The organism is Parapedobacter pyrenivorans (genome assembly GCF_014636865.1).
Lineage (GTDB): Bacteria > Bacteroidota > Bacteroidia > Sphingobacteriales > Sphingobacteriaceae > Parapedobacter > Parapedobacter pyrenivorans.
On record NZ_BMER01000001.1, the window covers coordinates 1,922,557 to 1,949,299 of the forward strand.

Below are 26,743 nucleotides of genomic sequence, written 5' to 3' on the forward strand. Positions count from 1 at the left end.
CTATTACAGTTTTTTTACAATTAACGCGGAGTTTGTTCCGCCGAATCCAAAAGAATTGGACAAAAATACATTAAAATTTTGGTTTATTGTATTTTTTGCCAAAGTCAGGCCTCGGGCGGGTTCGTCTACTTCCTCCAGGTTTATATTGGGCGCGATGAAGCCATGCTGCGCCATAAGGAGTGAATAAATGACTTCGCTAGTCCCCGCCATCCAACACTCATGGCCGGTCATCGATTTGGTGGAACTGATAATGGGATCGGCGCCGAACAGTTGCGACAAGGCCCGGGCTTCGTTGGCATCGCCCATGGGCGTGGATGTAGCGTGCGCATTGATGTACTCGATGTCGGCCGGAGAGAGGCCGGCTTGCTGCAATGCCATTTCCATAGCCCGTACGGGTCCCTCCACGTTAGGAGTTGAGATGTGATCGCCATTGGATGAGAAGCCGTAGCTGAGTACTTCGGCTAGGATGGGCGCTCCCCGTTTTATCGCGGATTCGTACTCCTCCAGTACGATGGTAGCAGCCCCGCCGCCGGGCACTAAGCCATTGCGGTCCTTATCAAATGGGCGCGACGCCTTGGTGGGCTCGTCCTCCCGATTAGAAAACACGCCCAAGCCATCGAAGCTGGCCATCGCATATTTATTGGTTTCCTGCGCACCACCGCAGATGATGCAATCCTGCAACCCTTGTTTGATGAATAGGTACGCCAGTCCGATGGCATGCGAACCACTTGCACAGGCTGCGCTGATTGTCATGTTGATGCCACGGATGCGGTAGATGGTCGATAGGTTCATGGTTACCGATGAGTTCATCGACTTGAAGATTGCGCCCGACCCCACCAATGTGGTGTCTTTTTTTTGTCGAACGATGTCAAGGGCTTCCATCACCGCCTGAGATACGCTGTCATTGCCATAAATCAGTCCTAAGATACGTTCGTCAAAGTATGCCTCGTCAATCTTGGCATTCCGCAATGCTTCCTGCGTGGCTACATAGGCATATTCGCTTTCTTCGCCCATACTGATGCGCTGCCGGCGAGATAGCGCTTTTGTCAGGTCCGGCCGTTCCACAAAACCGGTCAGTGCAGAACGGTAACCGAAATCTTTCCGATCCTGAGCAAAGACGATACCTGAGCGGCCATGATACAACGAGTCTTTCACCTCACTGAGGTTCTTGCCCAGTGAAGAATAGATTCCCATTCCAGTGATGACCACTCTGCGTTGCATGATGCCTTGCCTTTTGCGTTGTGCTAGGAATAAATCCCGCCATTGATATTGATGACCTCGCCTGTGATGTAAGATGCTTTCCGCGAAGCAAGGAAGCACACCAATTCGGCCACTTCCTCGGCTTTCCCAAAACGATTTAAAGGTATTAATTTTTTTAATTCTCCGGTATCCAATGTGCTGGTCATGTCCGTTTCGATGAACCCCGGTGCTACGGCGTTGACTGTCACATTACGCTTGGCTACCTCTTGTGCAAGGGCCTTTGTAGCCCCAATAAGACCTGCTTTAGCAGCGGAATAGTTGGTCTGTCCTGGGGTGCCTTTCACTCCCGACACCGAAGAAACATTGATGATGCGGCCATAACGGTGCCGCAGGAGCTCTTGGATCAACGGTTTGGTAATGTTGTAAAAGCCGCTCAACGTGGTGTTGATAACCGTGTTCCAGTCATCGTTTTCCATCCACATAAACAACCCGTCGCGTGTGACACCGGCGTTATTGACAATCACCTCGATGAGGTCATTTGGATGCTGTTCTTTCCACGTAGCCAGTTGGGCATGAGTTTCGGCTTGGTTGCACACGTCAAATTGGAGCAATTCGGCTTCACCTCCGGTCTTGATAATCTGGCTTTTGGTTTCCTCCGCAGCGGCGGTGTTCGCCTGATAGTTTATCAATATCGGGTAGTGGAGTTCGCGTGCCAATGCGATGCATATCGCCCTGCCGATTCCCCGAGACCCGCCGCTTACCAATGCGTACTTTTTGCCTTCCATCAATCGTTTGCTTTTACATGGTCCTTAATCGCGGTCAAATACGGCGATAATACCATATCTTCTTTAAAGATAGGAACAATTGATCGGATGTCCGTATAAACCTTTTTGCTTTTTGTCGAAAGGTTTGCTTGGCAATCTAGGGCTTCTACAGCTTGGACCAGCGAGAGCAGTTGGATGGCGAGCACTTCGTACGCGTTGTCAATAACCTTTTTAGTAAGCCAAGCCGAATTGGTTCCCATGCTTACAATGTCCTGATTGTCCTTGTTATTGGGAATACTGTGGGTGTAGATGGGCGTAGCCAAGGTTTGGTTTTCCGCGGTCGTCGAGGTTGCAGTAAACTGAGCACCCTGCATACCGAAATTCAATCCCAGTTTACCCAGGTTGACGAAAGAAGGAAGTATCTCATTCAAGGAGGAATTGAGCAGGTAATTAAGCTGTCTTTCCATAAGCATGGTCAGTTTGGCGATGGCAATACGCAATTTGTCCATCTCGAATGCGATGTAGTCACCGTGGAAATTGCCGCCATGATAAACGCTCGCTGACGCTACATCGATGATGGGATTGTCATTAGCAGAGTTGACCTCTCTAATAAGTGTTGCTGTACAATGCTGTAGGGCCTCCCATATGGGGCCCAAAATCTGTGGAACACAGCGGATGGAATAATACTCTTGCAGTTTATCTTTGAAGATACTTTCTTCTATCCTTCGGCTATAGAGGTGTTCGTGACGTTTGCGGATGAGTTTGCTGTCTGCAATAATGTCCCGCATTTTTGCGGCGACCTGTTGTTGCCCTTCATGCTTTTTCGTGCTGTTGAGCGTCTCTGAGAGGTGATCGTCATAAGCGCTTACCAGCTCATTCATCAATGCTGAGCAGGCTATGGACCAGTTTAGCAACCGTTTGCCATAAATGACATTGACAATACCGACGCCCGTCATGACGGATGTTCCATTGATCAGCGCGAGCCCTTCACGGATGTGTATCTGCATCGGTTGCAATCCTTCATTGGCCAATGCAACAGCAGCCGGTATTTTCTGACCTTGATAGAAGACGTTTCCCTCCCCGATCATGTTGAGCGCAAGGTGGGCCAGCTGTACCAAATCTCCACTGGCACCAACACCGCCGTGCTGATAGATAACCGGTAGGATACCGCGGTTTAGCATCTCTAGCATCAATTCCACGGCGTTGGAATGCACGCCTGAATAGCCTAATGATAAGGTGTGTAAACGAGCCAATAGGGTCGATTTGGCGTAGATAGGATCAAGCACGTCACCCATACCAGCCGCATGGCTGCGGATGAGGTTGTACTGCAACTGGATTTGATCGCCCTCTGCAATTCGGTATTGGGCCATGGGCCCAAACCCGGTATTTACACCGTAGATGATTTTATCGGTTGCGAAGCGTTTCAGGAAATCGTGGCTTTGCTTTATTCGATCCGAGGTGCTGTTGGCTAAATTGACCTGTTGGTCTTCGAACAACACCGCATAAAAATCGGCAAGTGCAATCGGGTCCGTTAGTTCTATCATTCTTATTAGCAACGCTTAAAATTAAAGCGGTTGCAAACTTAGGTAAACTTGTATTTAAATACAAGTTTACCTAAGTTTGAGCCGTCCATACGCCATTTTGATAGAAATGATTGCAGAACATGTTGATGTCTTGGTAATTGGAGCCGGCCCTTCGGGAGCAGTAGCGGCCTCCATCTTACAGAAAAAGGGAATTACATTGAAGGTAGTTGAACGGGAACATTTTCCCCGGTTTGTCATCGGCGAGAGCCTGATCCCCCGTTGTATGGATCACTTTGACGAAGCCGGTTTTGTCGAAGCGGTGGAGGCCAAGGGCTTTGAAAAAAAATTCGGCGCCCGTTTCCTCCGAGGAGATGAAGTATGCTGGTTTGATTTCAGTAAGAAATTCTCGGCAGGATGGGATTGGACCTGGCAGCTCCCACGGGCGGAATTTGATAAAACCCTCACTGACGTCTTGCAGCAGCGGGGAGTGGATATTGCTTTTGGTACGACCGTGGAAAGTGTGGTATTTGACGGTACGGATTCCGTAACCACCGTACGCAATGAAGCCGGAGACCGATATGAAATACATGCGCGCTTCCTGATCGATTGCAGTGGATATGGCCGGGTATTGCCACGGCTCCTGGATTTGGATGCGCCCTCCTCATTTCCACCTATGGCGGCCACATTTGTACATTTGGATGATATCAGGCGACCCGCAGGTGAAGAAGGTACACTGATCACCTTTGATGTTCTCGAGCAGGAGGTGTGGTTTTGGGTGATTCCGTTTTCCAATGGCCGTTCGTCATTGGGGCTGGTTTGCCCAAAAGAACATTTGGAAGCCATTCAACAGGCAAATCATACCGACACCTTCAAGCATATTATTCGTCAGTCTGAATATTATAGGCAACGGTTTGATGGCCTTGATTTTCTGTTTGAGCCTAAGCAGATCGTATCGTACGCCAAGGCATCGAAGACCTTGTACGGAGATGGTTTTGCCATTACGGGCAATAGTGCAGAGTTTCTGGACCCGGTTTTTTCCTCCGGTGTCTGCTTTGCTACGGAGTCGGGAGCACTGGCAGCCAAACTGGCAGTGAGACAACTAAATGGCGAAGCAGTGGATTGGAAACGGGAATACGAAGAACATATGCTGTGGGGGGTAAGTGTGTTCCGTTCATACATCCGCGATTGGTATTCCGGTGATTTGCAGAAGTTCTTTTTTCACAAGGAAGTGAATGAAGAGGTACGCCGTAAAGTATGTTCGGTATTGGCGGGGTACGTATGGGATAAGGAAAACCCCTTTGTAAAGAAGCATGACCGTGCGGTAAGGGCGGTAACGCACCTGTTGCCGTAGATTAGTATTTAGTAGGTAGTAGTTAGTACTCACTGCCAACTTAATCATGAATATACAACTGTTTTATCGTGTGCTGGGCTTCCTTTCGGGGTCTTACCTCATGCTGTCTGGTTCGTCATGCGGCGGGATAAAGCAGGTTCCGCAAATTAACCAATACCAAAACGAAACCGGTAAACGTACGGAGATAGCCCCGGATTCTTACGTGATGCCAAACGGGACACTTCGTAAAAATGATCAGGGAATCTGGGAGCTGTACGTAGCAGGCGACCCCTTGCAACGGGGGTTGGCAAATGGTGTGCTTACCAAAGAGCTGCTTTACCGACAGGAAACCGCCTTTGTAGCACAAGTCAAGGAACTGGTGCCTTCGCGGTTTCGCCAATGGCTGTTGCGCAGATTCCTCCGTTTTTTCAACCGGCGTCTGATCGACCATGTACCCGCTGAATACCAAGTGGAAATATATGGTTTATCGCGGTCCGCCTCGGATACCTTTAGTTTCCTTGCGCCACCCTACCAACGGCTCATGTATTTCCATGGTGCCCACGATATTGGACACGCACTGCGAGACTTGGCGTTGGTGGGTTGTACCTCGTTTGCAGCGTGGGGCGAACATACGGCTGACGGTAAGCTGCTGATTGGGCGCAACTTTGACTTTTATGCCGGCGACGAATTCGCCGAGGAGAAAATCATGGCCTTTATCAACCCCCAGCAAGGCTATAAACACGCCATGGTGACGTGGGCCGGTATGGTAGGTGCGGTTTCCGGTATGAATGAAATGGGGCTTACCGTGACCATCAATGCGGGTAAGTCGGACATTCCCCACAAAGCGAAGACACCGATCGGCTTGCTTACCCGAGAGATCTTGCAGTATGCAGCAAATATCGATGACGCCGTCCGTATCGCAAAAAGGCGAGCGGTTTTCGTATCCGAAGCCATCATGGTGGGCAGTGCTGCGGATGGAAAGGCTGTGCTTATCGAAGTATCGCCAAAGAAATTTGGAGTTTATGAAGTCACATCCAGCCAAAATTTGCTGATCTGCACCAACCATTTCCAAAGCCAGGTATACCAATCGGACAAAAACAACATGCGGCAGCTGGCTGAAAGCCATTCGCAATACCGTTTCGACCGCATGAATGAACTGATTGCATCTGCCCCACCACTTACGCCGACAGCGGCAGCAACGCTATTGCGCGACAAGGACGGGATAAGCGGTGCGAAATTGGGTTACGGCAATGAAAAAGCCATCAACCAGCTACTTGCACACCATGCAGTTGTCTTCCAGCCGGAAGACCGGCTGATGTGGGTATCCAGTACCCCTTATCAATTGGGGGAGTTTGTCGCCTATGATCTGGATGCGGTATTCAGGCAGCTGGGCTCGCGTGAAAAAGATATTACACTGGCAGTTGATACGTTGAATATAGCCAGCGATGCCTTTGTGGAGTCAACCGATTTCGAAAACTATGAAGAGTTTCGTGTTCAAATGCGTAATTTGGAAACCGCTATTGAGAAAGGGCTGGCGGTACCGGACGAAGCGCTTAACGATTTTATGCAACTCAATCCAGCGTTTTGGAAAACCAGTTTCTTGATCGGGGAATACCTGTATGAGCAACGGAAGTACGACAGGGCATTACATTACTTCCAAGTATCGGCCAGTAAAGAGGTGGCTACCCTCAGAGATAAGGATCTAATTCGGAAACGGATTAGGAAATGCGAACGAAAACGATAAACAATGATTCCGATACCCACCCTCGAGCAAGCAGATCGAAAGACAATCCAACGTTTTCAGGAGGAAAAGTTACGGCAGTTTTTGGCATATCTCCAGGCTCATTCAGCCTTCTACCAAAAGCTTTTCACAGCCCATCGTATTGACATTAGTACCGTCAAGACGTTGGAAGACTTGGCACGGCTTCCCTTCACCACAAAGGAAGATCTCCAACATAAAAACATGGAATTCCGCTGTGTGGACGCCGCGCAGGCCGCTGACTATGTGACGACATCGGGTACTTCCGGTGATCCAGTGCTATTGGCGCTGACCGATAAAGATCTCGATCGTTTGGCGTATAACGAGTCATTGTCCTATCAATGCATGGGGATGGCTGCGGGCGAAACCGTTCAGCTCACCACGACCATGGACCGGCGTTTCATGGCTGGATTAGCTTACTTCCTCGGTGCTCGAAAGGCGGGGATGGGGGTTGTGCGGGTAGGATCGGGCGTGCCAGAGCTGCAATGGGATACGATTGCACGCATAAATCCACAGGTCATCGTGTGCGTGCCATCGTTTTTACTCAAAATGGTGGAATTTGCCGAAGCAAATGGTATCGACTATCGGCGGAGTAGCGTGAAAAAGGCCCTTTGCATCGGGGAGCCCATACGTAACCCGGATTTTTCACCCAATGCACTAGCAAGCCGTATACAAGGAAAGTGGGATATTGCGCTTTTTTCTACCTATGCCTCCACGGAAATGGGCACAGCCTTTACAGAATGTGTACATGGCGTAGGTGGACATCATCACCCGGAGCTGATCATCACCGAATTTGTAGATGAGGATGACAATCCGATACCTTATGGCGAAGCGGGCGAGTTGGTTGTTACTACCTTGGGCGTGGAAGGTATGCCCTTGCTACGTTTCAAAACAGGTGATATCGTGCAGCCTCATTATGAGCCTTGTGCATGTGGGCGTACCACCTTGCGGCTTGGCCCGGTCATCGGACGCAAAAACCAAATGGTAAAATACAAGGGAACTACACTTTACCCACCTGCATTATTCGATTTGTTGAACGATATGGAAGAAGTTGAGAATTATGTGATTGAAATCGCAAACGATGAATTTGGAGAAGATGAGATTACCGTAAAAGTAGGTGCCAAGGATGGTTCAGAAGAGTTGCTACTGAAAATCAAGGATCGCTTCCGCGCTAAGTTGCGGGTGAGCCCAAGAATCATTTTTGTCTCCATTCAAGAAATCAATTGCATCAGGTTTCCTGAAAACTCGCGGAAAAGCGTAACGCTTTTTGACCATCGGAAGTAAATGCTTTACCGGTGCCGCGCGGCAATTTTTGAAAGGAAAGCTTCCTTTCGTCTGGTCGATACGTCGATTGTCGTACCGTCATCCATGGTCACAAATCCACTTTTATGGTATTTTGCTATACGGGAAAGATTGACGAGGTGTGCGTGATGAACCCGGAAAAACCCATGCTCTTCAAGTAGCTTTTCGTAACCTTTCAACGTTTGAGATACGAGCATCTGCTTCCCTTCGCTGATAATGAATAACGTGTAATTTCCTTGTGCCTGGCACCTTATGATATCGGCTATGGGCACAAAATCCCATCCTTCCATGGAGGGCAATGCAATCTTTGGGGGTGTGTTAGGCATTCGATTAAGATGCTCGAATAGGACATCATAGCGAGCCAGGGTCCGTTTTCTGTCCATGCTATCCGAAACTCTATGAAGGCTGTCTAGGAGGTCGTCCTCATCGATGGGTTTGAGAAGGTAGTCAATGGCGCTGAATTTGAACGCTTGCACAGCATATTGATCATACGCTGTGGTAAAAATGATGGAAAGGCGGGCTGGATCGATTTGACGTAGTAGATCAAACCCTGTTTCGTTTTTTAATTGAATATCCAAGAAAATCAAATCAGGTTTCAATTCCTCAATAGCCGCCAAACCTTCGTTAACTCCCTCAAATGCTCCCAAAACCCGCACTTTGCTGGCCGCCAGCAGCCGCAAGGTCCGTTTTAAATGGTCGATGCAGTGCGGCTCGTCGTCGATTATGATGGCGTTAATCATCCAGTATAAGGTTAAAATTGTAAAGCGAGGGGTAGCCTGACTGATACCGATAGCCCGTTAGGTAAGTCATGGAAGGAAATGTTGCCTTCTGATTGCTGTTCCTTGCCGGTAATGGCAACACGTGCTCGTGTCAAGGCGATACCCATAGATTGTTTTGCTGTTGTCGTACTGCCACTTTTGATTGCCCGGCCCACACCGTTGTCTTCTACCATATAACATAGGGATTCTCCTTCCTGTCGAATCTTTATCCAAATTTGGCCATGGCCATCTTTCGGAATCAGTCCGTGCCAAATGCTATTCTCTACCAGCGGTTGGAGGATGAGCGGTGGCACCAGTGTATTTTCGGGGTCGATACCCGAACCCATATCGATTTCGTAGGTGAATTTCCCTTTCAGGCGTCTAGCTTCCAATTGCATGTATAGTTCAAGCGTTTGCAAATCGGTTGCCAAGGGAATCGCCTTATACTCTGAGTTCTCGAGGATTAATCGGATGAGCTTGGCAAACTGTCGGAGGTAATCACCAGCGATGGTGAAATCTTTTTCTGCGATGCTGTTGCCAATGGCTGTCAATGAATTGAAGATGAAGTGCGGATTCATTTGTGCACGCAGTGCTTTCATTTCCGTATCGGCCACCAACGCTTCAAATTCGGCTATCCGTTTGCGCTCGTCACTGTCGCGTCTGCGCTTATAAAACCGCCATCCCAAGATCACGGCGGCCAGCAAGATTAGCACTATTCCGACTGTGGCATACATAAGCATACGTTGTCTGTCGAGTTCCGCGGCAGCGATAGCCTCTTGTTTTTCCAGCGTAAACTGCATTTCCTTACGTGTGATTTCCGCTTTTTTTTCTTCGTTTACCGCACTGTCACGAAGCTGTATAAAGCTTTGGTAAGCATGCAGCGCTTCGGTAGCTTTGCCCAGCTCCTCATAGGTGCGGCTCAGCGTCTGCCAGGCATTGGCTTGCCATTCCAGCGCGCCCACATTTTCGGCCAGGGCCAGCGCCTCCTTGCTGTGGCGCTCCGCTTCGGCATACCGGTGTTGGTTTATCAGGAGCTCACCGACACTATTGAGCACATTGGCTTTGACTCCTGTGCTGCCCAGCTGCTCAGCCAGTGCTAAACAGGCATTGAAATGTTGAAGTGCTTTTTCATCATTCCCTTGTTTGGCCAATGCCCTGCCCAGATTATTGTGAATGGCCATTTCAAATCGCTGGTTACCTATTCGTTTGGTCATGGACAGTGCTTGTGTTAGCCGGGAGATGCCCTCGGCCATATGCTGCTGTTCAATGTATATGCTCGCCATATTCACCATGGCGATAACTTGATTAGTGGTGTCATTCAGTTCTTTTGCAATGGAAAGCAGATGCTGGTAATGCGCCAATGCTTTGTCGTATTGCTTTAAGTCACTGTAGATGTTTGCGATGTTGTTATAGATGGAAGCATTAAACCGTCTGTCATGGAGCGGTTCGGCGGTCTTTAGCGCCTTTTGGAAGAAATCCATTGCCCGTACAGGGTCAGACTGCTCGTAATGGACGATGCCTTCCTGGCGTAATGCTCGAGCGATTCCCTTTTGCCAGTCTAGGGTGTTCGCCAGTTCACGGGCTTGATGTGCATAGTCCAAAGCCTCATCGGGGTCATTCCACACCAACGCATCGGCTATTTTCAGTAATAGACTTACACGGAGCGTATCCTGCGTGGATGACGCTGTCAGTTCAGTTTTGAGCGAATCCAACAATGTTTGTCCAGTGGCGGATAAACAGGTCATCGCTATGCAGATAAAGGTTGTTAGTTTCTTCATACGAAACAAATCTGAATCAAACTTACAGAAAGCTGTAGTTAAATGCAACTGTAGGGTTATCTCAGCGGTTAATCATTTAATCGCCGCAGTTAATCATTCCCTGTTGCAATTTATTGGAATATACCGTCAATTTGGGTGTTGCATCAAGATAATGATCATGAAAATTTACGGGTTACTTTTCACCATCGTTTTACCATCGCTCTTTTTTTGTTTGTCATGCGGTAAATCCGACGGCGGACCGCCAAAGGAAAGTCCGACGGGGAGTTATTACATCCGATACAAAGCCAACGGAGTGCCTCACGAATACACTGGTGACATGCTGGTCTACGCGTTCGCCCTTACGCTGCCCGAAACTGGGGCCAACCAGTGCCTCATCCAAGGACGATTGCATAAAAATGACGAGAACAAGGATGCCATATTCTTTACCGTTACGGATACGGATCCCCTCCAAGAGGGAACAACCTATCGGCTGTCGGAACGGCTCAATTGGCCTGAACATAATCAAAGCTTTTTGCGGGTTTTCGGTTCATATTATAGTCCCGCCGGCGAAAAATATTTTGCCCAATTGTATCCACTCCCTTCGCTTCCTTTTGAGGTTAAAGACGCCGCAGAGGCCCGGTTCAGTCAGATCACCGATCAGACCGTAAAGGGTACATTCTCTATGCGGGCGCTTACCACCTATCCCGAATTGAAAGAAGTGGCGATCACCGACGGAGAATTTTACGTGCCAATACTGGCTTCAAACAATCCATAAATCCATAGCAGCTGTTATTATGTTTTTTTTAATCGCCCTGATCGTAGTCATTCTCTTGTTTTCCGCAGGTTCATACAACGCCCTGCAAAAATTAGCACAGCACGTGCGCGAGGCGGCATCGAATGCTCAGGTAGCCATCAGCAAGAAGCTGGCACTCATCAATCAATTGATTGATGTAGTAAAGAATTATCAAGAAAGTGAGCAGTTGGTTCAACTCAAGGTATCACAAGATACGTCGGCTTCCGATCTAGCCGGTTCTTACCAGCAATCCGGAAACGTGCTGGCTACCGTACAAGGTATAGCCGAGAAGTTCCCCAACCTGAAGGCAAACGAGCAGTATCACCGTTTGGTCGACAGTATCCAACAATGCGAACAGAACATTCAGGACAGCCGTGAGCGGTATAACCATGCGGTAAAAGAATACAATACCAAGCGGCTACGGATCCCTACGGTATTTATTGCGAAACCATTGGGTTTCCCTGAAGCACCCTATCTACAATTCGATGTATCGGGAATGAATGAGACTACATCGTTGCAGGATTTCAAGACGGATGACGGCGAACGACTCAAGCAATTGTTTTCCGGTGCGGGTAGTAAAATCGTTGATTTGGCTGGCCACGCGGGAAAGGCAGGCAAAGAATTAATAGATAAGGTAAAGGATGGACAGGAAGATCGCGTTGAAGAGACAAAATCTAGGCAAGGCCCCCAGTTGTGATTACGGATGTGCCTATTTCAAGCAACTTACTCATGTCTCATCAATTTTCATGCTGTGCCACTTAGCATGGTAAGATCCGTCACGAACTGCTCGCAGGCCGCCCCGGGTGTTGCCCACGATGTGACCAATCGTATCGCCGCATGTTGCGCATCGATCTGCTGCCACGTATGGAATACGTATTTTTTTGCAAGACCCTCGATTACCGCATTGGGCAATGTCGGGAATAATTGATTAGAGCAAGGTGGTACCAGAAAATGATACCCCAGTTTTTCGATGCCAGGCACCATGGCCAGTGCTCGCGTATTGGCATGGGCAGCAAGTTCAAAAATCAGGTTATCCCGGAATAATTCACGGAACTGCAATCCTAATACCCTGCCTTTGGCGAGCATAGCACCCCGTTGTTTGAGGTGGTAGCTGAATCCTTTTTTAAGTTCAGGGTGACTGATGATGATGGCTTCGCCAAATAATCCCCCATTTTTAGTGCCGCCGATGTAAAACACATCGGTCAAATCAGCGATGTTCGCTAATGAGAGGTCATTGTCAGGGGTTGCAAGCGCCGATGGCAACCGTGCCCCGTCAAGGAAAAGGTACCAACCGTGGGCCCGGCAAAAGGCTGATAACTCGGTGAGTTCGGCTTTGCTGTACACCGTGCCGAGTTCTGTTGTATTGGAAATATACACCATCTTGGGCTGAGTGCTATTGGGATGGCCCAATTGGGTAAGAAACGGAGTGAGTTGGTCAGCATTCAGCTTGCCATCTTCCGTATCGACGGTCTCAACGCGGTGGCCGATAGCTTCAATGGCTCCTGCCTCATGACCATTGATATGGCCTGTCCGCGCGGAAATAATCGACTCATAAGGCTTCAACGCAGCGGCTATTATAACAAGGTTAGCCTGCGTGCCGCCAGAAACAAAGTGAATGTCCACATCGTGGCCCGGTAGCTGTGCTCGGATGAGCCTTTTGGCCTCTGCCGAGTAGTCGTCGTTGCCGTAGCCAATCTGTTGCGTAAACGAGGTTTCCAGAAGCGCGGCCACGATACGCGGATGGCAACCTTCGCTGTAGTCGTCCCTGAAAAAATAGCGATAATTGTTCATGACAATTTCGTGCTGTGAGGCTCGGTTCAAACTTACACATTGTATCAGTTAAATGCAATTTTCAGGATTACCGTACCACGGTCACATTGGGATCACTTGTTCAGGATATTATATTTTAACCCCAGTAATCCGCCTACATTATCATATAATCCACCTGCATCAAATGCTATTCCACCGGACAACTGCAAGCCGGGTACACGTTGTAAATCAACCGATATTTCGTGCAAACTATAAAACTGGTTTCTTGGAGAAGCCGTTATTGGATTGCTGGACTGATGTGTGCCAAAGTTGCGCGTGTATGTTAGCATCGTCCTTGCCGTGATGTTGGGTGCATACCGATGTAGCATACCAATATGCCCGCCTACTATGCGGTTATTGATAAAATTCATATTGCCCATTGCCCGGTCGTTATTAGTCGACCAATCCACAGCGTCGTAGGGAAGGAAATTGGAGCCTCGGAAGCGATTCAGGAATAATGGTGTACCGATACTTCGATAGAGGTATTCCCAGCCGCTTGCATATAGACCATTGTTGTAATAGCTCTGGAGTTCCGCGTGCTGAAAACTTTCCATCTGCTTGGTGTAGATAAATTCAAACATCAAGCGATCCAGCCAACGATGTTGTCTCAGCGTAACATTTAGTCCGCCGACCCGATCGATATTGCGAAAATCAATACCCATGCCGCTTTCAAATGGTACCTGGAAATACATATGCCATAGTGCACTATTGGTCTCTAGATCACCCCCGAATTCCAGTACCCCCCGCTGATCGCCAGCTCGATTGGGGTGTACCCCATCGGGATCATACCCGTCATTTGCTTCCTTGACAAAAAGTACATCAAAAAAGCCCCGAAGCGATCGATCTAAGCTGATGTGTGCTCGCTGACCGCCCCAGATACCAAAATGTTGCATGCCGCCATATATCTTGAATGGTCCGTTGCCTAATTTGACATAGAAAGTCTTTTCATGTAACCACGCCCGTTTCATGGATTGCTCATTGCCCATCCAGCCATGGCTGATAAGTCCCTTTATCTGTAGCCAGCCGTTTGTAAAGGGTACATTTACCCAATCAGGGAAAGCAAAACCAATCTTCGGTATTGGGATTGCGTTGCCGCTAACGCCCAGCGAGCCGGTAGATAATAGCCGGTCTACTTCTCCTAATATTTCCTTGAACCGTCCTGCACGAAACTCCAGTGCGCCATATCGGGCTTTTAGATAGCCCTGTTGAACGATAAACTGATCGAAATGGCGGTTATTTATCAGATTCACCCCATATTCCAAGCGAAAACTGTGTTTCCCGGCGGGAAAGGTGTGGGAATTCCACGCCCCAATATGCGTGGCCATGTCTGACTTTTTTTCGCTGATTAACCCAAATCGGTTAGATTCAATCCAAAGTGGCTGGAAGCCCTTGGACGCTATCGATAGGGTGGTACCTACTTCCACATTTAGTGAATCTGCCCACTGTTGCGCGGATAAGAAAGTTGGTAGGAAAAGGAGATAGCAGATACTAAGTTTGCTTTTCATGTCCAGTTATCTTTGTCAAATTTCGTTCAAAATCATGCAGTACCTGTTCTTTGCTCAAAAATTGCTCCGCATATTGCCGTGCCCGTTTGCGGTAGGAAGTTAGGTCGGTGGTAAGCGCTTGTTGCAGTCCCGATATCAGTGCTTCGGAAGACTCCGGTTCGATGAGGACACCTAGACGATAGTTGTCTACGATTTCATAAAGCGAAGTGCCTGGTAAGGCCGAAACAAGCGAAAATCCGCCTGACGCAAATATTCCAGTGAGTTTGCTTGGCATGACCAAGTCTGAGGCTGATTTTTTTTGCAATACCAAATGGATATCGGCCGTGGCCAACAGCGCTGACATCTTTTCGTAAGGCTGTAGCGGGTGAAAAGACAATCTGCTTAAGCCTGTCTGTTGGGCCATGGCCTTAAGGCGGTCGCGTGAGCCACCCGAACCGCAAATAATGAAATGGACGTCTGGACGATCATGAAATTGCTTGGCAGCATCTATGATAATCTCCAATCCCTGCTTTTCGCCAAGGTTTCCTGAATATAGGACAACCTTGTCTAGGATTGGAATGCCCCATTCCCGTCGCAATGACTGTTCCTTCGTCAACGGTTTAATGATATCCTCGTCGACCCAGTTTGGAAACATGATATACTTTGCTTCAGGCACACCCTTATCCATAATCTTTTTTTTCATGCCCAAACTGATGGATGAAACGGCCGCGCTCCGGTTGAGCAGGTATTTCTCTGCCTTGAATAAACCATCAAGCAAACGTTTGTTGTTAATCATCTGCAATTCCTTCGCAGCATCAACCTGCAGATCCTGAATATGGGTAATCAGTTTAGCTCCTTTCAACTTCGCGTAAAGTAAGGCAAAAAGGCCTAGGTGGAACGGCGGCGATACATGAATTACCACATCGAATCGCTTTTTAAGTAATAGGCCGAACCATTTTGGAAGAACGCCGCCTAGAAACGAAAATTCATGAAGGATACGTTTTTTAGAAGTGACATCTTTGGGCACATACAGGGGTACTCGGTATACGGTTACACCATTAATGTGTTCAGTCAGCCATCCCGTCTTTTGATATGCAGAGTGTACTTCCCACTCCGGGTAATAGGGTTTGGCCGTAACTGCCGCCACCTCATGTCCCCTGGAAGCCAACCAATTGGCCATTTCACCGGTGTACTTACCGATGCCCGTGAGTTCTGGTGTGTAATTGATGCCGAAAATGAGGATGCGCATGAGCCTTATTTTTCTTTGGTCCCTCGATGCAGGAGTTCCTGTGTTCTTAGTACGATGAAATATTCATATATGGATTGAAGGGTTGCATAAGTCGTTCCCGCTTTGCCGTCCAGGAATGCCCTACGGCCAATCACCATGTATAACCACTTGATCAACGGCCTTCCTGGCATCTTGTAAAAAATGCCCTTTTGATGATAGCGTTTTTCTGTGAAATCTTTACTGAACAGTGCTTTTTTCCAGGAAAAATCGACACCTTTATTCATATCTTCCAATCGCATGGCTGCTTCCATATCGGCATAGCCCAAATGCCGTTGTAGCCAATAGCGGATTCCTTTGCTGAATGGGTAATGATCCAAGTATCCAGGTAACCTGCCTGCTGTGCCGTCGGGTATCGAAACCGGATTCACCAGGCGCTCATAACGCATTTTTTCCGGACGGAACAAACGGAGGTAATAAGGGGATATTTGGGCGTGTTTTAGCCACCTGCCGTTCCATGCAAAATCGCGGCGTTGGATTTCGTACGCTACATGGTTGGTTTTGGCGCTGTCAAAACCCAGCAACTGTTCTCGCAGGCTGTCAGATACCCGCTCGTCCGCGTCGATATAGAGTACCCAAGGATATTTAAAGGGAATATTACCCAAGCCCCAATTTTGATGGGCTGACCAATTGTCGAATTTCCGTTGCGTTACGGTTGCGTGGTAACGCGCTGCAATTTCTACGGTGCTATCGTCGCTATAGGAATCATAAACGTGAATGTCATCACACCAGGACACGGAATCGAGGCATCCTGGTAAGTCCTGTTCTTCGTTTTTAGTAAGTATCAGTAGGGAAATCATGTTCACTTTATCTATATCAGTTCATGTCGGTATTTCACTCGTTTTCCATAACCCGCTCTTTTAACGGTTTGCACGGATGGCCGGCACAGACCATCCATGCTGGCATGTCTTTGGTAACCACCGAGCGTGCGCCAATCACAGCGCCTTGCCCAATAGTTACACCGGGATGGATAAAACAATAGGCGGCTAGCCACACCTTGTCTCCGATTACGATGGGTTTAGTATACAGGGGATGCCCTCTTTTCGTGTAGTCGTGCGTTCCGGTGCATACATAGGTTCCCTGTGAAATGATGGCCCGATATCCTATGGTGATTTTACCCTGCGAATACAGTTCAGCACCACTGGCTATGCCACATTCGTCGCCCAGTTCGAGCATCCAGGGTGCCCAGATTTTTACACCTGGGTAAACATGCGTGCCTTTTCCGACGGTTGCACCGAAACAGCGCAGTATGAATGCACGATAACCGTGAAACGGACGGGGCGAGTACCGGAAGAAAATTTGGTAAACTATTCCCCAGAGTACTCGAAGTATCCGGTTACTCAACGGAAACGATGCTTCCTTATATGAATCGTTACTAGTTTGCATAGGCTTCGTATACCGTGTTCTTTAGCCGGTCCGCTGCTACATCGATGGTAAAATGCTTGCGGTAGGCCTCCAAGGCCATTTTACTCATTTCGATTTGCTGGTCCGGATTTAATTGCACCCAGCGGTTCAACAATGTGGCAACGCCCGCTAATGTGTCATCAGCCACCAGTCCTGCGCGTTCTTGTGCGATTTCTCTCCAAATATTGACTTGGTTACTGATCAAGACCGGCTTAGCACAGGCCAATGCCTCTACTACGGCAATCCCGAAATTCTCTTGGTGGCTGGGAAGTATAAATGCACTGCAACCATAGAAGGCGCCCCATTTTAAATCGCCCGTCAACATCCCCGTAAAGCAAATGGTCGGCTCATCGGCGGCCAGTTGCTTCATCTGCCTGCCATAGTCGGTTTCAAGGCCGGGCCCGGCGATGACCAATTTGGGAAGTGCAAATTCCGAGCGTTTCAACTTGAGGTAAGCATTAATTAAGATGTCTAGACCTTTTTTGGGATGGACTCTGCTGATGTAAAGTAGATAGCCTCCGGTATCTGCTAGCTTAGGAAAAGTCGAAAGAAAGCCTGCCACCAGTGATTCGGTATAAGGAGGCGGCGGTTCGACTCCCAGCCCAACGACGATTTCTTGCTGTGGCTTGTAGCCCTGGAATGTTTCTTGCGCCAGCAGCTTTTCGGTTTCGCAGGTAAACAAAACCCCATCGGCCTCTTTGAGCATTTTACGCTCGACAAAATGCCAGAAAAACAAGTTTCGTAAAGCTTTTAACTTCCGGTCAGGTGCCCGTTGAAAATACGGATCGAGCATGCCATGGGGCATCACAAAGACACGTGTATTGACAACAAGTCGTGTTTTTTTGAGCAGCGCATAACTTTGATATTGCCATAAGCCATGCAGAATGACCGCATCGTATTGATGGATATTTACCTTTAACCAACGGCTCAATTGGCTGTTTATATTCCAGGCTGTCGACCCTCGGCCCAACGCGAACACGGGGAATTCGCTTTTGGCTAAAAAGTCGCTTGTCGGCTCGTTCAGGCAGACCACCGCATTTGAGGTAGCCAATTCGGTCAAACCTTTAATCATGGTTCTGACGGCTTGACTGACGCCGCCTGCCTTGGGGTCCATATCTGATATTATATGTAGTATCGTCATCATTCAACACTAATCGTTAAAGATCTCCTAGGTTTCGTATCTATGCTGTCTTCCCAAGAGATCACGGTCAATTCTATCCAGCAGTGTTTTGGAGCGGGTAGAAGATACTTTTCTTACAAATAGCTGGTCGGCATTTTTTAGTTGATCAAAATCAACCAGATCGAACCATTTTTGTAACGACTGGTCGATGATATGGAGATTAGCAAATGCAGACGTAAACGGGGTATACGGTTCTTCACCACGATATAAATTGGTATTGGCAAAAACCGAATTGAAAAATAGGGTATGGAAAAATTTTTCGTCTGAAGCTAGGGAATACCTGAAATAGTTGCCGATTTCGGGGTAATCGGAAATATACTGCCGGATGTACTTGATAACATCAATATTCAGTGCCCACCATGAAGAACCATGAAATACGTCAAGGTGTTTGCCCCGATGCATGCTGATATAGTTTGGTTTCTTTTTCACCCAATTTACCGTCACATTCAATACCTTGCGTACCAACCTCGTCAGGCTGGGTGTATAAAGGGCAAAATTGAAAAACAGGTAATTACGGATGCAATAATTGTATTTTTTCGTGTCTGCCTTCGTAACATTCATGCCCCGTATAAAGTTGGTGGCCTTGTTTTCATCAAAAAAGCGGTGGATATAATCATTGTTCTTAATCGGATAGTCAGCGCCAGACATAAATACCACCTTTTTGTATGGCGAAGGGTTGCGGTCGTTTGTGTCCAAGCAACGTTCCAGTAAATTCAACGTAGCCTGTACTTGTGAAAACCCTCCCCAATACACCTTTATGCGATCTTGATTGGCTAAGAAGAAGACATTGGGACCGTTAATCCGTTTTGTAAATGGCGCAATGGATTGCTTCTTATCGATATGTATAAAAAAATCCGCACGGTCATCCAACACACGGATTAAGCGTTCGAGGTGTGCGGGATCATTGTGTGCGGCAATCAAGTATGCGATTTTCTTTCTGTCTTCCATATGATGAAAAAATGTCACCGTTTCATAAATATCTCCGCAGGGAATGCATGGAGTAACCCCTGTTTCATCGACTCCAGGTCCGGTATTGAAGGAGGAGGAACACGAAGCCCTTCTTCAACCGTTTTTACCTTCGTGAATTCTTTCCTCCCTGTGCTCTGGTAATAATCCTCGTATTTGAATAGGTTTCCCTTTTCAACTTCATCCAGCAAAATAGCCGGGATACCGTATGCTTCCGCTAGTATGATTCCATGCAATGACGAACTAATAATCAATTTGGCCGATGCAATCTCATTGATAAAATTTTCCCAATCAGCTGTTAAAGGGGAAAGCACCGGATACCCTTTTTCGATATACTTATCAACTGTTTTCCAATGGGGAATGACCAAGAAATCCTTTTTGTCACCAACGGTTGGAGGCGTATAAAACATAGGTAATAAGATGGCAGGATCGCCAAAAACAGTGGGTACCTCATATCCTATTTCTTCCAGTTTAGCTTTCGTCAACGGCCCCCGAACGGCCCTGATATCAAGCTTTAGATTCTTTTTCGCAAATTGCTGGGCCACGTATTCAAATAAAAAACCGCTTCCATAAACGATCGCATCTGCTGTCAAAAATTGAATGACCGATCCGATGAAGGTTATTCGTAAGGTCCGTTTTGATCGCAGCGATTTTACACCTTTATATGTCAGTAGGTAATCGAAGATGACTTTAGAAAGCAGGTCACCAACATTTGGTTTCTTTTCCGGACCTATTTTTTCGTTAAAGTACATTAGGTTTACATGGTAAGGTTTGATCAATCGGTGATATTGGCCGAATATCATGACCTTTCCCGCCATTTTTTTAGTCCACTTATTCGCACGTATTTCCGTTAGCATAATTTCTAATTTTGTATATCGCTACTTATTGTTGAATGCTGGCAACTTGATTACTGGTGACGGCTTCAACGACCTTTGCTGCACGATCTACCATCTGTTCCATCGACAGCTGCGCTGCAACAATTTGCCTAGCGGCATTCCCCATTTCCGACCACACCGTCAACGATGTATGATTTACGCGATCCAGTAAGTGTTCGATGTCATCTTCGATGTAGCCATTGATTCCATCTTCGATGTAATGATACTCTACGCATTGGTGAGTATCTGCTGATCTTCTGAAGGTGAGGATTGGTTTTCCATATGCCATCGCCTCCACCACGGATAATCCAATCCACCCGGGTTGAAAATAGATGTCGGCGATGCCAAAAAGCTGTGACTTTATTTTTTCATCGTATACGGCACCAAAATCATGTACATTGGTATACGTTGAAAAATCCGGCTTCAACGCTCCGTCGCCGATAATGATAAAGCCATATCTTTTATTGTCCAATCTCGCGATGGTTTCAATAAGGAGGTCGATCCGCCGAAATGAGTTGTTGAACCTAGCACAGAAGATTAAACAAACCTGCTCTTTAATGCCGAACTGTTCTTTTAATACAGACTTAGGCACAACACGATTATCGTTGAGTATACCTGTAAGGCCCGAAACGGTATTGTTTATCGCCAGGATCGGCTTGCTGGGGAATAATTTTCGCCACAGCTTAGCCTCAGGTTCAGTATATATCCATATACCATCGCTCATTTTTATCATCCAACGGAGCAACAAGCTCGGCTCATCTATTTCATTAAGATACCTTTTAACAGAGATCCCTTGTCCCCATAGGATGACACGCTTTCTGGAGAACAAGTTCAAGAACAGCAATAGCCACGTAGACAGATGCCCAAAATGAAGCATCAGGACAATCACATCATATTTTGGCGATAGGAAAGGGCGGATATCGTACGCGATAAAACGCTTTTTTAGAAAGGAAGCGACTTTCAAGCCGGTAGTGGGAAACGGGCTTATGTTGAAACCGTTTTTGCCGCTTTGGATTCCATCGTAGACAAAGACGTCTAAGCGATACCGTTGGCTCAGTTTGCGGTAAAATTCTTCCCTGTAGTGGGGAACGAAAGGGTTCACTAATGCAATATGCTTCATTCGCTCTTATTTAATGTAGCACAATATCATCCAATACGTGAATACAGGAATGCCTGCAGCGTCCAATAAATACCCCTCTAGCATCGACGTGATCAAAATCAAGCCGATGAGCGCACAAAGGATGATTGTCTGGTGGTATCTTGCTATGTTCCTCGTGAAAAAGACAGCGATCGAGGCGAGGACTGTACGGAAAAAGAAAAAAGCGCCCAACAAGCCTCCGGCGACGATGGCAAATAGATACGCATTGGTGGTAGCGCCTGATCGACCTTTGCCGAAAAATGGCAGTTTCGATGCCTCTTCATACATCGAAGCCCATGTCTCTTCACGTGTATTTCCACGATTAGCATAGTCAAGCGACTGTAGATCGATGTATGAAATCACTAAAACTGCACCTAAGACGATCAATAAAACAATCAATGGTTTTAGGTAATTGTTTTTCAATGAAAAAAGCAAGATAATCACGATCGCAGTCGCTGCACCAAGCATGGACGTCCGCGACATGGATAAGATACATACCCAGACGCCTAACAAGACTCCGCTGAAATATATCATTTTTGCTAGTCGGTCCTTTTCTCGATAAAGCAGCCCAAAGGACAGTGCCGTGGCGATCGAGCCGCACATGCCTATAAAATTGGGGTGGGTCGTTAGCCCCAGTAAGCGACCCTTCCATGAAACAGCCCCTAACCCCGTTTGATGCAAAAGAATATTTAGGCACAGGAACAAAAAGCTTCCCAAGAAAAAGGTATTCAAAACATGATACCTGGTTGAGTTGTAAAAAGGCAAAGAGGAAACCACGTGGTAAAAGAAGAGAAAGATTACCGTGGTAAAAGTCACCCTGGTAACAAATTCGTCAAAGGTTCCTGAATGGGCAAAGTCCGATCCAAGAACAATAAGATGGAAGATGTAGTAAAAAACTAAAAACTTAGACCGGAGTACATTTTGGGGTTTTCTATGTACGAAATTAATGTACAGCGCGGCAAATGCGCAGAACGCTACAATTGGCAATGAAAAATTCTGTAAAATGCGGATGGCGGTAGGTACCGAGTAGCTGACTGCCATGTCTTCCGCATTTGGCGCCCTAAACGAAGCAAAGAACACCATAATAGCAGTCAAACAATAGATAACGATGACTTTGCTGTCTACTATTGTTTTGGGCGATGACGCCGTATCCTGGTATTTAAATTCAATATCTCTCACGTTTCATCGCTGTAAATGGTTATTGAATGGGGGACAGGTTTCGTTTTTAACGATGGTCGATGCGAAAGTTACCGGTGTCCGCTCAACTAAAAATTTTGCGGATTCGCTCACCCAAATGCCAGCGCTAAGGAGCGATTCGATTTTATCGGCGATCAGTTCGGGTCTAACCTCATCAATTAACAAGCCTAAGTTATATTGTTCAATCAGTTCCTTCAGCAGCCCTTTCCCTGTCGCGATCACGGGCTTGTTCGATGCGGCGGCATGTCCCAAGATTCCACTGGATGCCTCGGGATTTTTGTAAGGGATGACAATCCCATAACATTGGTCGAGTATGCTCTTCATTTTTGCGTCGGGCAAAAACCCTGGATCATAGATTGCTTTAATCTGCGTAGCTTCGTTGACCCGCCGGATCTGATTATTAATTTCTTCTGACATTTTAGGGCTACTGGCCGATCCCGCTACCAAAAACGCGAGTTCGCCCTGCCGCTTCACATCGATGTGTAGCGCCGACTGGATAAATTCCAAGGTGCCTTTGCGGTCATCCAACGCACCTAAGTGCAACAGAATTTTCCGCTCAGGCGCTATATCATAGTGCGTATAGCTATTGAAGCCGCTAAGTGGTGTTAAAAGAGGGACAGGGTCATTTAAAACGTGGAATAAGCCCGTTCGGAATCGATTATTTAAATAATCTGCTGTTTTCGGGTCATTCAGGATGAAAACTCGGTCGATTTGCCTGTTATTTGAATAAAGTTTGGTGATTAAATATTTTCGGAGGTATTTAAGGCGTTCTTTCAAATTACCTTTACTCATCCGATAGAATTGAAGGAAGAGGATGCCCCTAATTTTAAAGGCTGGCCTAATGAAAATTAAGCACAGCTGAAAAACATTGAATGATAAAAGAAAAACATGGGTTGATTGATAACGCTTGGCATATCGTATTACGAGCTTCAGCATCGTAAAGGATTGTTTAAAAAGATTGCCTGAAGTGGCTTTTCGATATTCCTCGTCTGACACCTCGATTAGTTTTAAAGGGCTGATTTTACAGGCTTCGTTCGCCAGGTGTGGCACGCTTTCTTTAAAATGAGGATGCACAATGAATACGATAGCACGTTCTGTCGGACTATCCTTGAAGTAATTGATCAGATGGCCGATGTACTCGGTGTGATGTCCCGTAATCTGTATGTCGAAGAATAAATAGCTCACTGCCTATCAGTTAATTAAAAGAGAGCCGTTATTCACGCTCATCATTGAATTTAGTAATATCATGCATGTTTTTAAAATTCGCTGATAACCATAGGTCGTCTTTATCCCACCATTTGGTTTCCAGCAGAGACGTTATTTGCTCCGCATCAAATCTCATTTTAATAAGTCGTGCAGGCGTACCGCCGACAATCGAATATGCCGCTACATCTCGCGTTACTATCGCACCAGCGGCTACTATAGCTCCATCTCCGATCGTTATTCCACCCTTGATGATGGCATTGGCTCCAATCCATACATCATTACCTATATCGGTGTGTCGAAATTCTTTGAAGTATTCTCCGTCGGCAAATGTTTTTCCCATCCGTCCCTTACCGGAATAGAAAGCAGGGTGAACCGAAACAAAGACGCTGGTAGGGTGGGTTCCCAATCCAATTTTCACTTCAGGACCGATGCAGGTAAACTTTCCGATTGCAGTAGAATTTATATAGGAATTGGCAGATATGTATGAGTAGTCACCTAAACTTGAGTTATTGAACGAAACACCTGGGCCCAATGAATTATGCCTGCCAAATGTTGAATTATTGGCATGTATCAGTCCCCGTACTTTAAGGGTTTTATTACTCATTTGTACCCTAATGGTCGTACGATACGACACGAAAAAATTGTAAAACGGTAATAGACAGACTTTAATGAACCTTAGCATCTATTTTTTTCTTAGTTTTAAAAGCACTTTTTTTATGAATATTTTTACATACACGCTAGGTATTAATTTGAACACAAAATAATCCCAAACCAGGTTCTTGGAGATATCAAGTCCCTTGAAATCGTTCTCGAATAGGTTGGCTTCACTTAACTTGATATCGTTGCCGGGTAGATCGGAAATAACATTCAAAACCGGAGGCTTCATTTCCAATGCGTACCCTTTTCGGTGTCCGCTGGCGGTATTTTTCAGTGGTTTGGTTGATAGTAAATAATTTGTTTTGACTACACGTAAAGGTTTCATTCCCCACAAATCCACCGTGAAGTCGATGCCTTCCAAATCCTTATTCAGCGTTTTAATCACATCGGGTATCAATTCAAAAAAGGCATCGTAGATATTTATAGCGTGATCAATTTCTTTGAATCTCAAAGAATTCATTTCACCAGAAAAAAGCGGGACCTGAAAATCCGTGTTTTTTGATTTATTGTGTGTACCGCTGTCCGAGAAATTGGTGGTAAAAGACTTGTTTGGATACACAAAATATTTATCATGGACAACCAGGTATTTAATGAAAAATTTAAGCCATGATGATTCTGGCCAGCTTTTTACTTTTTCCGGGATGGAATCGTTCTGTAGGATGGTAGCATTTTTATACCAATCTTTAAATCCTTTCCATTGACCGGAAGTCCACGCCTGGCCCCATGAAGAAGCAAATTGTAAGAAATAAACATCACTATCATCAGGAATGGTATCGAAATCGAATCTGTTTAGCGGGTGCCTTCGGTGGTTGTATAACGAAATACCTGCTATTCTTTCATCCTCATTGTAAAACTGCAACGCGTCCTGAGCATATGAGTAAAATTGGCTGCTCACGACCAAATCGTCTTCTAGAAGGATGATACTGCCGTATTCAGCTGTCAGATCACCGCAATGTAAGATGTGTTTTCTAAGTCCTAGATTTGTGCGGTGAGTGATCACTGTCTTTTGGCCATGGTTCCATGAGAAACTAGTTGCGATGTTCACTACCTGGTTTCTCGCATCAGATTCTTGGTAGTCAACACTAATGATTAAATCAATGTCGTTCCGATGATATACACCATTTTTGATGTTTGACAACAACCTTTTAAGAGATTGGGGTCGATTAAAAGCAACGATAACTATTGCGGGTTTCATCACCAGTTATGTGAATTAGTGGTTAACTATACCAGTGGTATCGACAATATCTTCCATGACATTTTCAATAACATGGACATTGTATTTGCGCTGTTCCTCCAACAGGTTGAGGATATCGGTACTTCTACCCATCAAATCAGCCAATTTATTGTTAAGTTTCCCGATGTCATCTCTATAGTCAAGCACCATGTCATATAGCCCGTTATCTTCATATATGCCGGCAATTTTTTTGTTTTCTAACGGGTTAATAAAAGGAACGGACAAGGTCTTGCAGATACTCCCGAGCAACAAAACGTGGAGGCGGTTACTGATTATTAAGTCGGCTCCTGCATATAGTTGTATCGCTTCTTCCAATGATAATAAGGTGTCTATAAATTCTACGTCAAACGTTTCATAGAATAAATCGGCAAGCTCTTGGGCTGCCTCTCGGTCATATTTAACCTGATAGGAAACGATTATTTTATAATTTTCAAAGGCGGGATACCTGAGCAGCTCCAGTAGGTGATTTTTTATGCCGGCGAAATAATCGACATTGTGAACCGTTCCAGATTGGTTGGCTCTAAAGCTTATCAAGACACTTTTTTTCCTTTCGGCTGCCTTTATCTCAACGAAGTTTGGCCGGTAAGCCCATGCTAAGTCGGGGAAATAATGGACATGGGAAAAGCGGAAGCGAGTGGCCTTAGCCATAGACTGTTTATCTCGGACGCCGTAGACGTAGAAAGCACGTGAGTATAGGGATTCTGCAATGATGTTAGGTAAGTCAAAGGTATTTAAAGAAATGCCCAACCGTAGTATCCGGCACCCCAAGCGCTTTAATTTACGCAGTCTCCGGTAGAAAAAACGAACCCGAGATATTGCTTTGTTAAAACCGACGACCGATAGGTCGCCCGGAACCAAAACCAGGTAGTAAGTGTCTTTCGACGCTATCCGTGGTCGTTGAAGCATATGTTCAAGAAAGTCAAAGAGGCGTTGGCTGGAAATCGCTGAAAGCCGTTGATCCCCTTCAGCCGAAATTGCTGTAACGAACTTTTCCGGTTTGTTGCTGTCATCAATAATGACTTGTCCATGCTTTCGCAGCAAACCAACTAGGGATTGATTAATCAACAAATCGCCAGTATTGTCATATTGAGTTACCGGATTATATAAAAAATAGTTCATCTC

The 26,743-nt window shown here is 46.4% G+C and carries 24 protein-coding genes; 5 read left to right on the top strand and 19 right to left on the bottom strand.

The window, feature by feature from the left end:
* Window positions 1-3: 3 nt before the first annotated feature.
* Genes IEV98_RS07580 through flxA form a run of 3 tightly spaced genes read right to left on the bottom strand, consistent with a single transcriptional unit; the run spans window position 4 to window position 3,508 of the window.
* A complete protein-coding gene (locus IEV98_RS07580) occupies window positions 4-1,221 on the bottom strand; it encodes a beta-ketoacyl-[acyl-carrier-protein] synthase family protein (protein WP_188505266.1) in 1,218 nt (405 codons plus the stop codon).
* 23 nt (window positions 1,222-1,244) lie between these two features.
* On the bottom strand, window positions 1,245-1,985 hold the full coding sequence (gene flxB, locus IEV98_RS07585; RefSeq protein ID WP_188505267.1) for a flexirubin biosynthesis SDR family reductase FlxB: 741 nt from the start codon (window positions 1,983-1,985) through the stop codon (window positions 1,245-1,247).
* Window positions 1,985-3,508, bottom strand: a complete 1,524-nt coding sequence (gene flxA / locus IEV98_RS07590) for a flexirubin biosynthesis tyrosine ammonia-lyase FlxA (RefSeq protein ID WP_188505268.1) — start codon at window positions 3,506-3,508, stop codon at window positions 1,985-1,987. The genes flxB and flxA overlap by 1 nt, the downstream gene beginning before the upstream one ends.
* 106 nt (window positions 3,509-3,614) lie before the next feature.
* Between flxA and IEV98_RS07595 the strand changes: the two genes are divergently transcribed.
* Genes IEV98_RS07595 through flxY form a run of 3 tightly spaced genes read left to right on the top strand, consistent with a single transcriptional unit; the run spans window position 3,615 to window position 7,860 of the window.
* Window positions 3,615-4,838, top strand: coding sequence for an NAD(P)/FAD-dependent oxidoreductase (locus tag IEV98_RS07595; protein WP_188505269.1), 1,224 nt, complete (start codon window positions 3,615-3,617; stop codon window positions 4,836-4,838).
* A gap of 46 nt (window positions 4,839-4,884) precedes the next feature.
* Window positions 4,885-6,561 (top strand): C45 family autoproteolytic acyltransferase/hydrolase, encoded by a 1,677-nt coding sequence (locus IEV98_RS07600; RefSeq protein ID WP_229738616.1) that lies wholly within the window; start codon window positions 4,885-4,887, stop codon window positions 6,559-6,561.
* 3 nt (window positions 6,562-6,564) lie between these two features.
* Window positions 6,565-7,860, top strand: coding sequence for a flexirubin biosynthesis putative acyl-CoA ligase FlxY (flxY, locus tag IEV98_RS07605; protein WP_188505270.1), 1,296 nt, complete (start codon window positions 6,565-6,567; stop codon window positions 7,858-7,860).
* 5 nt (window positions 7,861-7,865) lie between these two features.
* Here flxY and IEV98_RS07610 read toward each other — a convergent pair whose 3' ends face one another.
* The gene (locus tag IEV98_RS07610) at window positions 7,866-8,618 is read right to left on the bottom strand and encodes a LytR/AlgR family response regulator transcription factor (protein WP_188505271.1); all 753 of its coding nucleotides are present in this window, start codon (window positions 8,616-8,618) and stop codon (window positions 7,866-7,868) included.
* An 11-nt stretch (window positions 8,619-8,629) separates the two neighbouring features.
* Window positions 8,630-10,414 (bottom strand): tetratricopeptide repeat protein, encoded by a 1,785-nt coding sequence (locus IEV98_RS07615; RefSeq protein WP_188505272.1) that lies wholly within the window; start codon window positions 10,412-10,414, stop codon window positions 8,630-8,632.
* A gap of 157 nt (window positions 10,415-10,571) precedes the next feature.
* On the opposite strand from IEV98_RS07615, the gene IEV98_RS07620 reads away from it, so the two are divergent.
* Window positions 10,572-11,168 carry a hypothetical protein gene (locus IEV98_RS07620; protein WP_188505273.1) on the top strand — a complete coding sequence of 199 codons (597 nt, stop codon included), beginning with the start codon at window positions 10,572-10,574 and terminating at the stop codon, window positions 11,166-11,168.
* Window positions 11,169-11,187: 19 nt separating this feature from the next.
* Window positions 11,188-11,883 (top strand): LemA family protein, encoded by a 696-nt coding sequence (locus IEV98_RS07625; protein ID WP_188505274.1) that lies wholly within the window; start codon window positions 11,188-11,190, stop codon window positions 11,881-11,883.
* Window positions 11,884-11,930: 47 nt separating this feature from the next.
* Here IEV98_RS07625 and IEV98_RS07630 read toward each other — a convergent pair whose 3' ends face one another.
* The 14 genes from IEV98_RS07630 to IEV98_RS07695 all read right to left on the bottom strand — a co-directional run bounded on the left by IEV98_RS07630 (window position 11,931) and on the right by IEV98_RS07695 (window position 26,740).
* A complete protein-coding gene (locus tag IEV98_RS07630) occupies window positions 11,931-12,977 on the bottom strand; it encodes a threonine aldolase family protein (RefSeq protein ID WP_188505275.1) in 1,047 nt (348 codons plus the stop codon).
* A gap of 92 nt (window positions 12,978-13,069) precedes the next feature.
* Window positions 13,070-14,500, bottom strand: coding sequence for a capsule assembly Wzi family protein (locus IEV98_RS07635; protein WP_188505276.1), 1,431 nt, complete (start codon window positions 14,498-14,500; stop codon window positions 13,070-13,072).
* A complete protein-coding gene (locus tag IEV98_RS07640; RefSeq protein ID WP_188505277.1) occupies window positions 14,484-15,728 on the bottom strand; it encodes a WcaI family glycosyltransferase in 1,245 nt (414 codons plus the stop codon). The genes IEV98_RS07635 and IEV98_RS07640 overlap by 17 nt, the downstream gene beginning before the upstream one ends.
* Before the next feature lie 5 nt (window positions 15,729-15,733).
* Window positions 15,734-16,564 (bottom strand): glycosyltransferase family 2 protein, encoded by an 831-nt coding sequence (locus IEV98_RS07645; protein ID WP_188505278.1) that lies wholly within the window; start codon window positions 16,562-16,564, stop codon window positions 15,734-15,736.
* 34 nt (window positions 16,565-16,598) lie between these two features.
* On the bottom strand, window positions 16,599-17,150 hold the full coding sequence (locus IEV98_RS07650) for a WcaF family extracellular polysaccharide biosynthesis acetyltransferase (RefSeq protein WP_188505279.1): 552 nt from the start codon (window positions 17,148-17,150) through the stop codon (window positions 16,599-16,601).
* On the bottom strand, window positions 17,140-18,312 hold the full coding sequence (locus tag IEV98_RS07655; protein ID WP_229738617.1) for a glycosyltransferase: 1,173 nt from the start codon (window positions 18,310-18,312) through the stop codon (window positions 17,140-17,142). The genes IEV98_RS07650 and IEV98_RS07655 overlap by 11 nt, the downstream gene beginning before the upstream one ends.
* Window positions 18,313-18,336: 24 nt before the next feature.
* Entirely contained in the window at window positions 18,337-19,296 is a 960-nt protein-coding gene (locus IEV98_RS07660; RefSeq protein ID WP_188505280.1) for a beta-1,6-N-acetylglucosaminyltransferase, read from the bottom strand.
* A gap of 14 nt (window positions 19,297-19,310) precedes the next feature.
* Window positions 19,311-20,171, bottom strand: coding sequence for a polysaccharide pyruvyl transferase family protein (locus tag IEV98_RS07665; RefSeq protein WP_188505281.1), 861 nt, complete (start codon window positions 20,169-20,171; stop codon window positions 19,311-19,313).
* Window positions 20,172-20,196: 25 nt separating this feature from the next.
* Window positions 20,197-21,309 carry a glycosyltransferase family 4 protein gene (locus IEV98_RS07670; RefSeq protein ID WP_188505282.1) on the bottom strand — a complete coding sequence of 371 codons (1,113 nt, stop codon included), beginning with the start codon at window positions 21,307-21,309 and terminating at the stop codon, window positions 20,197-20,199.
* 6 nt (window positions 21,310-21,315) lie between these two features.
* Window positions 21,316-22,506 (bottom strand): O-antigen ligase family protein, encoded by a 1,191-nt coding sequence (locus IEV98_RS07675; RefSeq protein WP_188505283.1) that lies wholly within the window; start codon window positions 22,504-22,506, stop codon window positions 21,316-21,318.
* Window positions 22,507-22,509: 3 nt separating this feature from the next.
* Window positions 22,510-23,709: a glycosyltransferase gene (locus IEV98_RS07680; protein ID WP_188505284.1), complete on the bottom strand. Its 1,200-nt coding sequence runs from the start codon at window positions 23,707-23,709 to the stop codon at window positions 22,510-22,512.
* Between the two features lie 28 nt (window positions 23,710-23,737).
* A complete protein-coding gene (locus tag IEV98_RS07685) occupies window positions 23,738-24,334 on the bottom strand; it encodes a CatB-related O-acetyltransferase (protein ID WP_188505285.1) in 597 nt (198 codons plus the stop codon).
* A gap of 78 nt (window positions 24,335-24,412) precedes the next feature.
* A complete protein-coding gene (locus IEV98_RS07690) occupies window positions 24,413-25,582 on the bottom strand; it encodes a glycosyltransferase family protein (protein ID WP_188505286.1) in 1,170 nt (389 codons plus the stop codon).
* A gap of 15 nt (window positions 25,583-25,597) precedes the next feature.
* Window positions 25,598-26,740, bottom strand: a complete 1,143-nt coding sequence (locus IEV98_RS07695) for a polysaccharide pyruvyl transferase family protein (RefSeq protein ID WP_188505287.1) — start codon at window positions 26,738-26,740, stop codon at window positions 25,598-25,600.
* Between the last annotated feature and the right edge of the window lie 3 nt (window positions 26,741-26,743).

Excerpts from the sequence above, each read along its gene's own strand:
- IEV98_RS07580 (WP_188505266.1), bottom strand. The coding sequence starts at position 1,221 with ATGCAACGCAGAGTGGTCATCACTGGAATGGGAATCTATTCTTCACTG.
- flxB (WP_188505267.1), bottom strand. The coding sequence starts at position 1,985 with ATGGAAGGCAAAAAGTACGCATTGGTAAGCGGCGGGTCTCGGGGAATC.
- flxA (WP_188505268.1), bottom strand. The coding sequence starts at position 3,508 with ATGATAGAACTAACGGACCCGATTGCACTTGCCGATTTTTATGCGGTG.
- IEV98_RS07595 (WP_188505269.1), top strand. The coding sequence starts at position 3,615 with ATGATTGCAGAACATGTTGATGTCTTGGTAATTGGAGCCGGCCCTTCG.
- IEV98_RS07600 (WP_229738616.1), top strand. The coding sequence starts at position 4,885 with ATGAATATACAACTGTTTTATCGTGTGCTGGGCTTCCTTTCGGGGTCT.
- flxY (WP_188505270.1), top strand. The coding sequence starts at position 6,565 with ATGATTCCGATACCCACCCTCGAGCAAGCAGATCGAAAGACAATCCAA.
- IEV98_RS07610 (WP_188505271.1), bottom strand. The coding sequence starts at position 8,618 with ATGATTAACGCCATCATAATCGACGACGAGCCGCACTGCATCGACCAT.
- IEV98_RS07615 (WP_188505272.1), bottom strand. The coding sequence starts at position 10,414 with ATGAAGAAACTAACAACCTTTATCTGCATAGCGATGACCTGTTTATCC.
- IEV98_RS07620 (WP_188505273.1), top strand. The coding sequence starts at position 10,572 with ATGAAAATTTACGGGTTACTTTTCACCATCGTTTTACCATCGCTCTTT.
- IEV98_RS07625 (WP_188505274.1), top strand. The coding sequence starts at position 11,188 with ATGTTTTTTTTAATCGCCCTGATCGTAGTCATTCTCTTGTTTTCCGCA.
- IEV98_RS07630 (WP_188505275.1), bottom strand. The coding sequence starts at position 12,977 with ATGAACAATTATCGCTATTTTTTCAGGGACGACTACAGCGAAGGTTGC.
- IEV98_RS07635 (WP_188505276.1), bottom strand. The coding sequence starts at position 14,500 with ATGAAAAGCAAACTTAGTATCTGCTATCTCCTTTTCCTACCAACTTTC.
- IEV98_RS07640 (WP_188505277.1), bottom strand. The coding sequence starts at position 15,728 with ATGCGCATCCTCATTTTCGGCATCAATTACACACCAGAACTCACGGGC.
- IEV98_RS07645 (WP_188505278.1), bottom strand. The coding sequence starts at position 16,564 with ATGATTTCCCTACTGATACTTACTAAAAACGAAGAACAGGACTTACCA.
- IEV98_RS07650 (WP_188505279.1), bottom strand. The coding sequence starts at position 17,150 with ATGCAAACTAGTAACGATTCATATAAGGAAGCATCGTTTCCGTTGAGT.
- IEV98_RS07655 (WP_229738617.1), bottom strand. The coding sequence starts at position 18,312 with ATGATGACGATACTACATATAATATCAGATATGGACCCCAAGGCAGGC.
- IEV98_RS07660 (WP_188505280.1), bottom strand. The coding sequence starts at position 19,296 with ATGGAAGACAGAAAGAAAATCGCATACTTGATTGCCGCACACAATGAT.
- IEV98_RS07665 (WP_188505281.1), bottom strand. The coding sequence starts at position 20,171 with ATGCTAACGGAAATACGTGCGAATAAGTGGACTAAAAAAATGGCGGGA.
- IEV98_RS07670 (WP_188505282.1), bottom strand. The coding sequence starts at position 21,309 with ATGAAGCATATTGCATTAGTGAACCCTTTCGTTCCCCACTACAGGGAA.
- IEV98_RS07685 (WP_188505285.1), bottom strand. The coding sequence starts at position 24,334 with ATGAGTAATAAAACCCTTAAAGTACGGGGACTGATACATGCCAATAAT.
- IEV98_RS07690 (WP_188505286.1), bottom strand. The coding sequence starts at position 25,582 with ATGAAACCCGCAATAGTTATCGTTGCTTTTAATCGACCCCAATCTCTT.
- IEV98_RS07695 (WP_188505287.1), bottom strand. The coding sequence starts at position 26,740 with ATGAACTATTTTTTATATAATCCGGTAACTCAATATGACAATACTGGC.